This is a genomic window from Archangium lansingense, assembly GCF_026626635.1.
GTDB lineage: Bacteria > Myxococcota > Myxococcia > Myxococcales > Myxococcaceae > Archangium > Archangium lansingense.
Genome location: NZ_JAPNKA010000001.1, coordinates 13,004,713 through 13,017,668, shown reverse-complemented (window position 1 = coordinate 13,017,668; position 12,956 = coordinate 13,004,713). Strand labels below are relative to the sequence as shown.

Below are 12,956 nucleotides of genomic sequence, written 5' to 3'. Positions count from 1 at the left end.
AGGCCCCTCCGCGCGGCAAGGCCGAACCTACCGCGCCCGTCATCCCGGGCGACTTGACTTCGGGGATGGGGTCTGGTTCGGAGCCCGCGCGCCTCACATGTCCGGCTGGCACGTCCAGGCGTACTTCTCGGAATAGCGGTGACACTTGTAATGGGGACCGCAGGCGTCGGGGACGGCCGGGTCACAGGACTTCCTGCAATACTTCATCCGGCAGATGAAGCCCTCGGGGCATGGAGGCGTGTGCTCCTCACCACATCGGATGAGACACGTCCCCCAGGCTTCGCGCGGGTGGTCGTAGACATTCCACATGGAACACTCCTGCCCCCCAGGACAGGGCGTCTCCTGGCAGTTCTGGCCATACACCTGCGCGCACACCGACACGTCCTCATCGAGGTCGGGCCGGATGCAGTGCTGGCCCTCGGGACACGTGCGGCCCTCGCACGTGGGCAGGCAGGAAGGCCCATCGAGGCCCTCGCGGCAGAAGAATCCCTCCGGACAACTCCCAGGCTCGTCCATTCGGCACGGCCGGCCGCACCGGCGGTCCTGACACAGCAGGCCCCGTTCGCATGAGGCTTCACGTGAATCGGAGATGTCCAAGCAGGGCTCGCCCTCCTTGCGCACGCCCACCAGCGCGCATTGGCGGAGTCGGGACCCTCCCTTCCCTGTCTCCACCGTGCGGCACACCATGTCCTCGGTGCAGTGCTCGTCCGTCATGCACCGGCTGTCGGTGCAGTACGTCCACATCGAGCGCGCATTGAAGAAGCACGTGAGCGGTGGCTCGCAGTCCTTGCGGCCTTTGCAGGGGCGCTCGTAGGTCATCAGGCTCTGCCGCTCTCCGGGAGAGAGCATCGGGATGAGCGGCGCTTCAGGCGCCGGACGCAATCCCCCCAGCATGGCTGTATGGAGGGCCCAGGCCAATGGCAGGAGCAGGGGGAGGGCCAGCAGGGGGGCCAGGGCCAGGCGCCAACGCATCACGGGTTGGTCCTGAACTGACACTCATGGGGGCAATCACGCTGCCCCCACCGAGCAGGAACTTCACAGCTCCACTTCCACTCATCCTCGCTCAAGGGGCAGTCGTGCCGATGCAGTTCCTCCGCGAGGTCCTTCGCCATCGCCCGGTCGATGGTGCCGCCTTCCCGCCACGTCTCCGGGCACCCCGTCCCCACCGCCATCCACACCGTGAACGCGAACATCCGTCGCCAGCGCATGTGTCCTTCTCCTGTCCGGCGGGCTCAGTCGATGAAGAAGACGCCGGCGCTCAGTCCGGCGGGCAGGAACTCCTCGAGCACGCCTCGGAGCGCGACGAGCCTCCGCTCCTCCTGGAGCGGCTGGTACACGCCGAACTCTCCCCCATCCGTGGCACCGGTCTTCAGTTCTATCGGACCGGTGTCCGCGAGCCGCGCGTAACCGGGCTCGCCGACCGCGCGTGACACGAACTCGGGGCCGGCGGCGATGGTCGCCTCCCCGGCGGCCTCCAGCGGCGCGGAGAAGAGCAGGCACCGGTGTCGGGGCAGGTGCCGCGACGACCATGGCAGCGCACAGGTGCGCAGCAGGCTGCCCTGCACGTGACGCACCTCCACGTGCTCGGCGAAGAGGCAGTCCTCGGCCAGGGGCAGGGCGTCCACGTGGACAGCATCGAGCACCGTGGTGCGTGTCAGCGACGTGGTGGGGCCGGGCGAGTGGGCATGCTCACCGCCCAGGGCCGGGCGTCCCTCCTGCCCGCGCAGGACGCAGTCGGAGACCTCCAGGCGGGTGGTGCCTGCGGGCAGGGACACTGGGCCGAGCAGGCTGCCTCGCAGCTCCACCTCCAGGAAGGCGCTGGCGTCCTGCCTCGGCGCGTGCAGCGGGCCGAGCACCGTGCAGGAAGACACGGTGAGCCGCAGCGTGCCCCGGACTTCCACTCCGCGCAGTTGCAGTCCGTCCAGGACGAGCCGCGCGCCCTCTCCGGTGCCGTCCGCCAGCAGTCCGCCGTCGAGCGCGGGCAACTCCCCTCCCGTTGCTTCTACCCGCAGGGTGCTTCCCTGCTCCACGCGCACCTGGAAGGAGGTCGCGTTCGGGCCGGGTGCATAGGTGGAGCTGTCGAGGATGCGCAGGAGGCCACGCTTCGCGGTGCGCGGGGTGCTGGTGCCGGGCTCGCCCGCGTCATGCTTCTCCCAGGCGACCAAGGCCTCGGACAGGCTGTTGAAGCGCGTCGTGCCTGGCTCGTTCACCCAGTCGCTGGTGGCGTCCTCGCATACCTCGGCCTGCCACGTGAGCGGCTCATTCTCCTCGGAGGGCGTTTCACGCCAGGCAGGGTTCGCGCCCAGGTCCGCGGGCCGTCCAAAGGCCCAATCCACCCGGAGCTTCCGTCCCTCGGTCTCCTCTCCAAGCGAGAAGGCCAGCCGTCCCCGCCTCACGTCCACCGCCACGCGCGGGCTCAGGCCCAGCCTCCGCGCCGTGACGGGGTCCTCTGGATCCTCCTCCGCGCGCAGGTACTGCGAGGCGTGGGGCGCCTCGGCCAGCACCAGCAGCAGCGCCTCATGGGCGAGGGCGTGCCAGCCTTCGTATGCGAGCAACTGTCCCCGTAGTACTCGAGCCAGTTCCTCGGGAGACTCGCCCAGGGGCACGGAGAGCGGCACGGTGTCGCCCTCGCCCAGCCGCAGCAGCAGCCGGCCCTGGCCCGATTCGCCCGTGGCGGGAGGCAGCTCCTGGGAGACGAGCACCGCGACACGCCGGGCATGCTCTCCCATCAGTCCCATCGCATGGGCGCCCTCTGGGTCCGATGGCGCCGGGGCGAAGCGCACCGGGTGGTGGCCTCCGAGCGGCACTCCCGGCAGCACCAGCAGGTGCTCGCCCGACACGAAGACGCGGGCCTGCGCGAAGGCCAGGCTCGGGCTGGCGTTGCGTAGGGCCTCCTCCAGCGCAGCGGCGAGCGCGGGCACGGAGCCGGGCTCGTGGTGCGGGTGGTGCAGGTGGAGGTGCAGCAGGTGGGGGCCCTCCTCGCCCATCCACGCCTCCAGCTTCAGGTGGCGCTCGAGCGGATCCACCCGCGGGTGACCCGAGCGCAGGCCCACCAGTGACGGGCCCGGCCGGTGCCAGTGCTTCAAGTCCTGCGCGTGCAGGTCCACCCGGGGCACGGGCGTGTCGTCCCACCGCACGGTGAGGTAGGGCTCGGGCTGCTCCAGGCGCTCCTGGGGCGAGAGGATGTCCTCCGTGCTCGTCAGCCGCTCACGGGCCAGCGCCACGTCCGCCTCCAGCCGCCGCGAGGTGAGGGGCAGCGGCATCTCCAGCGAGGGCGGCAGGTCCGGCCACTGCTCGCGTCGCGGCAGGGTGAAGAGGTGCGTGTCCAGGCCGAGTGCATGGAAGGTGTAGCAGCCCTCGGCCACGCGCATGGGCTCGGAGCGCTCCACCGGGTACACGTGCATGCGGCTGAGCAGCAGGCCCACGTGGAAGGTGTTGAAGAGGCCTCGCGGGCCAACGCTGGTGCCATCGCCTCGCACGTCCGCCAGGTGGCCGGTGCGCGGCTCGCCCCTCGCCAGCAGCGACGGTGCTCCCCTCCGCACGTCCACCGCTCTTCCGTGCTCCAGGTGCACGTGCTCCACGTGCTGCGTGGCCGCCAGCCCCTGGAAGGACTCCAGCACCCGCGCGTTCCATCCGCACGTCTCCCAGATGACCTGCTCCAGCGTGGACGGCAGCCCCTTGCGGCGGCGGTAGCGGAGCGCGTTGGCCACTCGCGCTCGCAGCAGCCAGTCCGGCGCGCCGGTGGACTCCCTCATCGGCACGCCCACCAGGTCTCCGATGTACGGGACGAGCTGCTCCTCGCACGTCTCGATGAACCAGTCGTCGTAGAGCTGGCCGATGTCCGCGTGCAGCCGGTCGTACTCCTCGCCGATGACCTGGAGCAGCGTGCGGAGCGGGCCGCCCTGCGCCTCGTCAAAGGCGCGGTGGATGAGGGGGAGCAGCTCGTAGAGCCGCTGCGAGCCGGAGGTACTCACGGGCCAGTCTCCAGGGTAAGGGTCAGCCCCGTCGCCACGTCGAGCAGCAGCAGCTCCGCGGGCACGATGCGCCGCTGGTGCTCGTCCCAGTGGATGTCACCGGCCTGCAGCAGGGCGGGCGCGGGGCGGGTGTCGGTGGAGCCGAAGGGGCGCAGGGTGGTGATACGCACGTTGAGCACCCCATCCAGCGCGCTCAGCCGGCGGAGGATGTCCGAGGCCGCCACGGGCTGTGCCAGCTCGCGCTGCTCGAACGCATAGGCGTCCCCGAGCACCTGCCGGGCCGCGTCCTCGATGGGCTGGGGCTCGAAGTCGGGGTCCACCGTCAGTGTCACCGCCAGCTCGAAGTAGCGGGGCACGTAGGAGCCAAGCTCCACCGAGTGGGTGGACGGGCGGAACTGCTCCAGGGCCTCACGCAGGGCCACATCCAGCGCGGAGCCCGGCTGAAGCTGATGTTGGGAGGCTTCTTCCTCGGTGGCCACGGTGAGGAAGAGGACATGCTCCCGGCCATTCCACACCTGACGCGCCCGAACGCGGGCCACGCCGGGGTAGGTGCGCACGAAGTCCTCGAAGTCACGCGGCGAGACGATGCGATCCAACGTGCGTACCCGGAGGGGCGCGCGGGTGCGCAGCGAGGACGAGGGCTCCGCGGCAGTGCCTCCGCCCGCGGGCAAGGGGTTGCTCACGCTGTCGAGTCCCAGCGGCTTGGTGCGCAGCATGCGAATACGGCCAGCTCCCACGTTGCCGTTCGGCCCGCCGCCCACGCGGTAGGTGGCGGTGATGTTCTCCTGGCCCGTGGGCAGCCTCGCCCCGCGCAGGCCATCGCCGAAGACGACCGACGTCGTGCCGTCCGCGGCCCTTCTCAGCACGTAGACGTAGCTGTCCGGGCCCTGTCCGCTCCAGTCCGCCACCCGGTGCCAGCGCCGCTTGTTCACCCAGACGTCAATCTGCGCCACCGGCCCGTCCGCGGTGGCTACCCATGCCAGCGGTGAGCGCTTGAGGCGGAAGGACTGGAAGCTCTGCGTGGCGTCGCCGCTGCCCAGCACCTCGGAGACGGTGACGCCGTGGGTGGCCTCGGCCACGTTGCCGTAGACGACGAGCGTGTCCGGGTCCAGCAGCCCCTCCAGCGCCTCGTTCAACACCAACCACGTGGCGCCGGTCTGCTCGGCGATGTCCGCCACCTGCCGCCGCTCCACCGCGGACTCCCCGTCGGAGGCCGAGGGCAGAAGCTGGACCTGGCCGGACGCGAAGGACACCGTGCCCGTGAAGCCGCGCTCGGTGCGCAGACGCCACGTCGACGAGCCCTGTGCGCCCTGGCTCGAGGAGACCGGCCGGGCCATCACCTCCAGCACCTCGCCGGACTTCAGCGCCTGGCGCGCCAGCCCGTCCTCGGACACCAGCATCGGCGGCGTGGCGCCAGCAGGGTAGACGGGGAGCTGGACGCGCATCCGTCGCCCTTCCACCAGCACCACGCGCCCGCTGGGGTCTGGCAGGGCGCCATCTACCAGCAGCCTGTCTCCCTGGTCGGGCGGCGTGTCCTGGGCCTCTCGCACCAGCGCGGCGAAGGCCTCGTCCGAGTTCAGCACCGCGTCCAGCGAGACAGCCTGCATGGGGCCGTTGTCGCGCACCTGCGAGGTGAACTGCGGCAGGACGATGCCGGCGCAGTGGGCGCGGGACTGGCCCCGGTCGAAGTCCACCACCGCCGTCTCGGGCGCTACGCGTACCCGGGAGACGAGCCCGCGCAGCTCGAAGTCCTTCACCTGCACCGTCGACACATCATTAATAGCGAGGAAGGCACGGCGGACCGTCCTGTCCTCCACCGCCTGTTCCAGGACCAGCGGCTGGCCCACGGCGAGCCGCGGCAGCACGCGCGAGAAATCCAGCACGCCCTGCTCCAGGCGCCAGTGCGGCCAATGCTGCTCCTTCACGCCCAGCAGCGGCGTGGCGGCGATGAGCTGGAAGGGAGCGACCTCGGCAACGGCGGTGGCCTCCACGGGGTCCAACGCGGGCGGCTGTACCCAGGTGGTGCCGCCGTCCGGGGACATGAAGACTCCCTGCGAGGTGGCGGCCAGCACGGGCGCCTGGGCACCTCCCGCGGCAATGCCGAGCGCCAGAGAGCGCACCGCCGCGCCCCCGCCGGGCGTCACCTTCGAGTACGTCTGCCCGCCGTCGACGGAGCGGTACAGCGAGCCGTCCTCCATCGCGATGAAGAGCCGGCCCTGCTCGTCCACGAGGGCTGCCAGCGCGGGCTGTCCGGCGCGGCCGGGGTCTCTCCGCTCCCACTTGTCGCCCAGGCGCTTGGTGAAGAAGACGCCATGACTGGTGGCGAGCACGAAGGTGGCACGGGTGGCATCGGCGACCACGGACCAGACGGAGACGGGCACGCGGGCGCCGTCGTCCTTGCCCATGGGCAGCCCCTCATTGAAGGGGAGCCAGGTGGCGGTGGCCTCTTCGAAGCAGAAGACGCCCTCGTCGGTGCCGGCAACGATGAAGGAGGCGGCGGACTTGCCCTCGCCGGACACGAAGGCGGCCACGCCGCGCACGGGAGAGGGAGGCAGTCGCAAGTCTCGGCGCGGGTTGCGGCCCAGTGGCACCAACGAGGTCTCCACCACCACCGTTCCCTTGAGCAGCTCCCAGGAGCCGCCGCCGTCGGCGCTGCGGATGACGCCGTGCCTGCGGGTCCCCGCCAGCAGCCGGCCCTGGGAGTCTCGCCCGAGGCAGAGCACGTCCACGTGCGCGGTGGGCAGCGTCAGCGTCTCCCAGGTGTCGCCCGCGTCCTTGGAGCGCAGGAGGCCCTGGCCCTCGACGCTCGCGAGCAGCTTGCCCTGGTGCGCGCCCAGGCACAGCACTGTCCCCAGGGGCAGGCCGCGTTGCAGGTTCTTCCACGTGCTCCACGGCGCGTCCATGCGCTGCAATCCGCCCCACGGCGTGCCCAGGCGCAGCTTGTCCTTCAGGGGCAGCTCCGCCCAGGGCTTCGCGGTAGCGCCGAGGAGCAGCTCGGGAGCGCGCGTCGACCACACCTCCACGTTGGAGATCAGCTTCGTGCCGAGCGACGCATCGAGCGGCTCGTCCCAGGCCAGCAGCGAGCACCCTCGGCGGCGCGAGCGGCCCACGCGGCGCAGGGTCTTCAGCGCCATCCACCAGCCCGAGCCATCTTCGAGCCGAGCCCTCAGCAGCACCAGGTCTCCTGGGCGCATGTCCTGGGTGCCCTTCTCCAGCAGCACACCGTGGGCATCGGCGCGCAGGGGCGAGGGGCTCGTGGGGGCGCGGGGCTGCCACAGCCTCATGGCGTTCCACTCGGGGCGCGCCAGCAGCGGGGCGGAGATCTCGAAGACCTGGGGCTTCTCGTTGGGGCCGGGGATGCTCTGCATGGCCAGCCCCGGGGCCAGCAGCAACTGCGCGGGAGCGCCGGGCCGGGTGGACAGGGTGAAGCACACGTCCGTTCGCGCGGACACAGGGGGCTCGGGCTGCACGTCCAGGGTGGCCACCAGCTCCATCACCGAGAAGTCCTCGGTGGCGGTGCGCAGGTAGCCCTCGTTGAGCACGCGCTCCTGGTAGAAGCAGAGGATGTCAGCGAGCGTGGCCCACCCGTCGAGCAGCCCCTGGGTGAAGTCGTTGCCCGGCACCACCTGGCTCTCCTGCCCCGTGCCCGGCACCTGCGTCAGCGGTACGCCGTGCACGGGCAGAGCAAGCCCATCTTGAGCCGCGCCGGCTGTCTGGCTGGCGCTCACCTGGACGAGTCGCTGCCGCATGCGCTCGAGGAACTCGGCCCGAGTCCCCAGCCGCCCCTTCAGCTCGGAGCGTCCGGGCGGGTTGTAGGGCCGGTTCGTCATCGGCTACCTCCAGTCACGGTGATGTCGACGAGCCCCAGGTCGGGCCGGCCGGGCCTGCCCTCCACCTGGATGAGCTCGGTGGGGCCCGCGAGAATGCGGCCGCTCTCCAGCTCACTGGACTCGTCCTGGCCCCAGCGCTCGAAGCGGGTGGCGTCCACCCAGGCCACGCCCGCCACTGCGGCCGCGCGGGCGATGAGCGGCGCCAGGTACACCGGTTGGCCGAAGCTGAAGGCGCTCGGGTGGAAGAAGGCGAGGCGCCCGTCCTCCAGCACGCCACTGCCCAGCTCCTGCTCCAGCGTGCGGCGCACGGTGCCGGGCGAGTGGCCGGGCTGCACGCCCACGCGCAGGGCGATGTCGAGCGGGACGAGCTCCGGGGAGCGCGTCTCCACCTCGATGCCGATGAGACGGTGGGCGGACAGGTAGCGCAGGACGCGCTCCAGCAGCCGAGCGGAAGGAGTCCGGCCCTCGTCGGGCAGCACATGCACCTGGGCGACGTGCCAGCTTCCATTCCAGGCGAGGCGCAGGGCCGCCGCGCGCACTCCGGGCACGCGCCGGGCGAGCGTCACGTAGTCCTCGTCGGTGACGCAGCGCTCCTGGGTGCGGAAGGCGTGGGGGGCGTCGCGGCGCACGCGCTCGGCGTCCTCGGAGCCCACTCCGCCGTGGGCGGGCAGCGGATTGCGCACCGACTCCACATACTGGGCGACTTGCGGGTCCATCCGCATGAGCCGGTCCGCGCCCACGTTGGCCATGTGCTCGTGCCCGGTGCGGTATGTCACCCGCAGCCGGGTGCCAGGGGGCGGGCGCCTCCCGAAGTCTCCATCGCCGAAGCGCAGCACCAGGCTGTCTCCATCATTCACCTCGGCGACGAAGTGGCGCTCGAAGCGACCGCTGGAGAGCAGCTCGTGCCGGGGCGTCCATTCCATCTCGCGGCCTGGGCGCCGCTCGAGCACGCGCACCGAGGGCATGGCGTGCCGGGGCCGCTGGAGGAGCGTCTCCGAGGCAGGCAGCGTGCGCAGAAGAACCTCGGGGAAGGGCTCGTGACTCACCACGCGCAGGCCGGCGAGGGGAATGCGCGCGGTGCCATCGGCCTCCACCACCGCCTGTACCTCCGGCTGCGTCATTCCGGAGTCTGCGAGCACCAGGTTGCCCAGCACCTGGGACAGGGGCTTGCCGTCGGTCGTGGTGCCCAGGGCGAGGTCAAAGGGCAGGGCGTCCTCGGGGTACCAGGAGACGTGGGTGAGGTGCGTCCGGGTGAGCGAGTCCTCGTCGAGCACGGGAGTCGCGTTGAGCCGCACGGCATGCCGGTGGGCCTGATTCACGTCCTCGGGCAGGCCGGTGGTGGGGTGGAGCAGCTCCTCGAGGACGAGCACATCCCCGGCACGCAGCCGCGCGTGGTGCCCGACGAGGGTGACGGAGGTGGAGCCCTGGTCGAGCGTGGTGGTGCGAGCGCCCCAGGTGTAGGGCTGGAAGGAGTTGTGCGCCACGTGGAGCCGGGCGGGAGAGAGGCTCTCGAAGCGCGCGTGATGCTCCGGTGGCTGCACGTCCCAGGCGCTCCGGGGAGGCAGGGGCGGTGCGGTGAGGAAGGCGGTGCCCGCGGGCAGGTCCAGCTCGAGCTGCTCCTCGGGCAGCGCCACGTGCACCCAGACGCGGGCGTTGCAGCCCTCGTGCACGGTGTAGTCCAGCAGCCGGGCGTGGCGGCGCAGCGAGGTGCGGCGGCGGGCGGTGCCCAGGTAGGCCTCGGCGGACACCGCGTCCTGGTAGTAGCTGAGGGTATCGCCCGCGTGGGCCATCAGCTCCACGAGCATCACTCCCAGGTCCGCGGCGTGCCGCTCCTGCCAGTTGGGGACGGTGAGTCGCATCCGGTCCAGCAGCAGCCGGGAGAAGCTCTCGTAGTCCTTGGCCTGGTAGGAGGCGGGCGGGAGGGTCAGTCCCTCGGCGTCGCTGGAGGTGTCCTTCGTGGACGTGGGGGCCGCGTCGCGCGCCAGGGAGAGCTGAAAGGGAGCCCGGTTGAAGACAGGGTCCACCGAGTCCGGCCCCAGCAGGACGAGCGTGAGGGGCCGGTGCCCCAGCTCCGTGGGCGAGCCCCGCTCCAGGACGAGCGCCACCTCCAGCGTGTGCGCGTGTTGAGCCAGGAGGCGGGCCGTCGCGGGCACGGGCTCTTCGTCCTCGTCGAGCACGAGCAGGTGGGCGGCTTCCAGCCCGGGGGGAATGTCGCCGCCGCCCTCCTGGCCATACTCCTGACCAAGGTGAGGGATGAAGTGCAGGCGGAGCACCCAACTGGGCCCCTTCACGTCCAGCACTTCCACCTGCTCCAGACCAAAGTGGCCCGGCGTCGAGGCCAGCAGTTTCCTGCGCTCGGCGCGCGCGGGCGAGGTGTGCAGCAGCTCGGGGGGAACTCCAGTTCTCATCGGGTGAACCGGTCCTGCCGCCGCTGCCCGGTGGCCAGCACGATGTAGTGCAGCGTGACGCTCACCGTGGACTCCTGGAGCGTCACGTCGAGCGCCTCCACGGTGATGACGTCCGACAACCAGCGCTGGAGGTTGCTCTGCAGCAGCAGGCGGGTGGAGGCGAGCAGCTCATCCCCCGCGGGAGCGAAGACGAGCTGGAGCAGCCCGCTGCCGAAGTCCGGGCGGTTGACGCGCTCGCCGGGCGAGGTGAAGAGCACCTGCTCGATGAGGTGGCGCACGTGCGCGTCGTAGCTGGCGGCGGTGGCCGTCTGGCCCCGCACATCCACGCCATAGGGGAAGGCGACGTCGGTCCGGTGGGAGGAGCGCTTCATGGAATGGGCACTCCCGTCAGCGTGGCGGCCACGAGCGGGCCCGCCACCTCCACCGCGCCAGCCACCGCCTGGTCTCCCACCACCTCGAAGGCGCCTATCACCGCCGTGTCCCCGACCACCTCCACCGCTCCGGTGACGTCCACGTTGCCTTCGATCTCCACCGCGCCCGCGATCTCCACATTGCCCTCGACCTCCACCGCACCGGCGATCTCTACGTTGCCCTCAATCTCCACCGCGCCGGTGATCTCCACATTGCCTTCGATCTCCACCGCGCCGGTGAGCTCCACGTTGCCCGTCACCTCGACCGGGCCGGTGACGTCCACGTTGGCGGTGACGTTGACGTCCTCCGCGGTGACGGTGACGACGCCCTCCGTCACCACGTCGACGCTCTCCTCGGTGATGGTGACGACGGTGGGCGGCAGGGTGGCGGTGATCTCCTCTGGGCTCATCGACACGATGGCCTCGGCCGTTTCAATCTGTAGTCCCGCGGCGTCCATGGTGAGGATGACGGGAATCTCGAAGGCGGGAGGCCCCATCTCGATCATCATCTCGCCCGCACCGGGGACGTCATTGATGAAGAGGGTGAAGGACTCCGTCTTGATGACCTTCTGGTAGGGCGTCTCGTTGAGCACGGGCTTCTCGAGCTCGCCCCAGAAGCACCCGGCCCAGATGGGATGGGTGGGGTCTCCGCCCTCGAACTCCACCCAGACGTTGGCGCCGATGGGAGGAATCATCACGAAGCCCACCTGCGGGCCCGCGTAGGGCACGCACGGCAGCGCCCAGCTCGCCTCCAACCCCACGAGCGCGGGCACCTCCACCATGATGCGGCCCAGCTCCATCGGGTCGATGTTCTCCAACACCTTGCCGCGGTACTTGCCGTAGTAGCGCCTGTCCTGGTTCCCCTGCGCCTGTGCCTTCATGGCCTCACCATGGGAATCGTGCTGCCCCAGCCCTCGCGGGTGAGGGTGAACTGCTGCGTGTAGCTCTCGGGCTTTATCTCGTGAGTGACTTGCTGCACGTAGTACAGGCCGTCGTGACCGTAGCCCGCGCCTCGTACCCCCACCAGTCCGGGAGCGCTGAGCACCGAGCCGTAGCGCAGCACATCCAGCTCGCCCGTGGCCGTCAGCACGTTGTCGGTGGAGCGGTCCACCATGGACTGGGCCACCGTCTCGGCCTGGATGGGGTCCATGCCCTCGGGATCCAACAGCGAGATGCGAATGTTGGGCACGTTGGCGAGGATGGCGGGCATGGCGGCCATGGGGGGGACGCGCAGCGGGAGCAGGGCCGCGATGGGGATGTCCATGTCCGTCTCCAGCGAGTCCTGGACGAGTCCCACCACGGTGGTGGGCGCCAGGGCGTCATAGGAGAAGCTCAGGGAGTTCACGTTGCTGACGGGCAGCTCGTTGACGGTGAGCGCCGCCTGCGGCACGCCGATGCGCCGAGGCGGGCCGAAGTACCCGGTGTTCACCATCGGCGCGGGGCCGGGGATGATTTGAAAGACGTAGCCGTTGCGCGCCGCCAGCTTGTTGAGGAAGGCCCGGTCCGTGATGCCGGGCTGCTGGATGGTGTAGTCCAGCGGATCCGAGCTCAGGTTGATGGTGGTGGGCAGGGCCATGGGGATGATGCCGTACATGGCGTACTCGGCCATGATGAGGTCGGCGATCATGAAGTCGCTCATGGCCGGGAAGGGCATCGTCTTTTCTTCCAGGTCCATGGCGACGCTGATGTCCTCGCCGGTGACGACCATGGTGTCCGGCTGGTTGCCCTGGCGCGGGTGCAGCTCGATGCGGGTGATGAGGCCGTCCATGATGACGGTGGGGATGGTGGAGAGGGTCACCATCAGCACCACGCGGTTGAAGGGAGCCAGCAGGCCCTGCGTCACCACGTCGTAGTCGAGCGGGCTGGAGCCGCGCTTCACCTGGAACTCGAGCTGGAAGCCCGAGGGGCCCGAGTCGGTGTTCGTCACCTGCGCTCGGCGCAGAGCGGACATCAGCGAGGCGGGCGCGGGAACGGCCACCATGCGGCCGATCATCAGCGTCAGCTTGGGGGTGGAGAAGCTCATCGCGTCTCGGGCACCACGGCCAGCGGCACCAGCACCTTGCGGCCCGGCTCGTCCACCAGCTCGAAGGGATCCATCACCCCGTTGAGATCACACAGCCGCCAGAACTGGAGCGGGTCTCGAATGGTGCGGGCGGCGAGCACATCCAGCCGCTCATTGGTGCGCAGCGTCGTCTGTCCCACCGGGGTGCCGGAAGGGACGGAGGGGAAGCGCCGCTGCTTGTAGGAGATGACGGTGCCGTCGGGCGCGGTGTAGGTCGCGTCGGGGATGTTGGCGTAGCGGCTGGTGGGACCGAACATGACGAGGGCTCCCGC

At 70.5% G+C, this 12,956-nt stretch carries 9 protein-coding genes; all 9 read right to left on the bottom strand.

Going from position 1 to position 12,956, the window contains the following annotated elements:
* Window positions 1-93: 93 nt before the first annotated feature.
* From OV287_RS52415 to OV287_RS52375, 9 genes are read right to left on the bottom strand one after another with little or no spacing between them, the layout of a single operon-like run.
* Window positions 94-975, bottom strand: coding sequence for a hypothetical protein (locus tag OV287_RS52415; RefSeq protein ID WP_267541617.1), 882 nt, complete (start codon window positions 973-975; stop codon window positions 94-96).
* Window positions 972-1,208, bottom strand: a complete 237-nt coding sequence (locus OV287_RS52410; RefSeq protein ID WP_267541616.1) for a hypothetical protein — start codon at window positions 1,206-1,208, stop codon at window positions 972-974. Before OV287_RS52410 ends, OV287_RS52415 begins: the two co-directional genes overlap by 4 nt.
* Before the next feature lie 24 nt (window positions 1,209-1,232).
* Window positions 1,233-3,974: a hypothetical protein gene (locus OV287_RS52405; RefSeq protein WP_267541615.1), complete on the bottom strand. Its 2,742-nt coding sequence runs from the start codon at window positions 3,972-3,974 to the stop codon at window positions 1,233-1,235.
* Window positions 3,971-7,804, bottom strand: a complete 3,834-nt coding sequence (locus OV287_RS52400; protein WP_267541614.1) for a putative baseplate assembly protein — start codon at window positions 7,802-7,804, stop codon at window positions 3,971-3,973. The genes OV287_RS52405 and OV287_RS52400 overlap by 4 nt, the downstream gene beginning before the upstream one ends.
* Window positions 7,801-10,212 (bottom strand): baseplate J/gp47 family protein, encoded by a 2,412-nt coding sequence (locus OV287_RS52395; RefSeq protein WP_267541613.1) that lies wholly within the window; start codon window positions 10,210-10,212, stop codon window positions 7,801-7,803. The genes OV287_RS52400 and OV287_RS52395 overlap by 4 nt, the downstream gene beginning before the upstream one ends.
* Window positions 10,209-10,583: a GPW/gp25 family protein gene (locus OV287_RS52390; RefSeq protein WP_267541612.1), complete on the bottom strand. Its 375-nt coding sequence runs from the start codon at window positions 10,581-10,583 to the stop codon at window positions 10,209-10,211. Before OV287_RS52390 ends, OV287_RS52395 begins: the two co-directional genes overlap by 4 nt.
* Window positions 10,580-11,503, bottom strand: a complete 924-nt coding sequence (locus tag OV287_RS52385) for a phage baseplate assembly protein V (protein WP_267541611.1) — start codon at window positions 11,501-11,503, stop codon at window positions 10,580-10,582. Before OV287_RS52385 ends, OV287_RS52390 begins: the two co-directional genes overlap by 4 nt.
* Window positions 11,500-12,645, bottom strand: coding sequence for a hypothetical protein (locus OV287_RS52380; RefSeq protein WP_267541610.1), 1,146 nt, complete (start codon window positions 12,643-12,645; stop codon window positions 11,500-11,502). The genes OV287_RS52385 and OV287_RS52380 overlap by 4 nt, the downstream gene beginning before the upstream one ends.
* Window positions 12,642-12,941, bottom strand: a complete 300-nt coding sequence (locus tag OV287_RS52375; RefSeq protein ID WP_267541609.1) for a hypothetical protein — start codon at window positions 12,939-12,941, stop codon at window positions 12,642-12,644. The genes OV287_RS52380 and OV287_RS52375 overlap by 4 nt, the downstream gene beginning before the upstream one ends.
* Window positions 12,942-12,956: the final 15 nt, after the last annotated feature.

Excerpts from the sequence above, each read along its gene's own strand:
- OV287_RS52390 (WP_267541612.1), bottom strand. The coding sequence starts at position 10,583 with ATGAAGCGCTCCTCCCACCGGACCGACGTCGCCTTCCCCTATGGCGTG.
- OV287_RS52395 (WP_267541613.1), bottom strand. The coding sequence starts at position 10,212 with ATGAGAACTGGAGTTCCCCCCGAGCTGCTGCACACCTCGCCCGCGCGC.
- OV287_RS52375 (WP_267541609.1), bottom strand. The coding sequence starts at position 12,941 with ATGTTCGGTCCCACCAGCCGCTACGCCAACATCCCCGACGCGACCTAC.
- OV287_RS52380 (WP_267541610.1), bottom strand. The coding sequence starts at position 12,645 with ATGAGCTTCTCCACCCCCAAGCTGACGCTGATGATCGGCCGCATGGTG.
- OV287_RS52400 (WP_267541614.1), bottom strand. The coding sequence starts at position 7,804 with ATGACGAACCGGCCCTACAACCCGCCCGGACGCTCCGAGCTGAAGGGG.
- OV287_RS52410 (WP_267541616.1), bottom strand. The coding sequence starts at position 1,208 with ATGCGCTGGCGACGGATGTTCGCGTTCACGGTGTGGATGGCGGTGGGG.
- OV287_RS52385 (WP_267541611.1), bottom strand. The coding sequence starts at position 11,503 with ATGAAGGCACAGGCGCAGGGGAACCAGGACAGGCGCTACTACGGCAAG.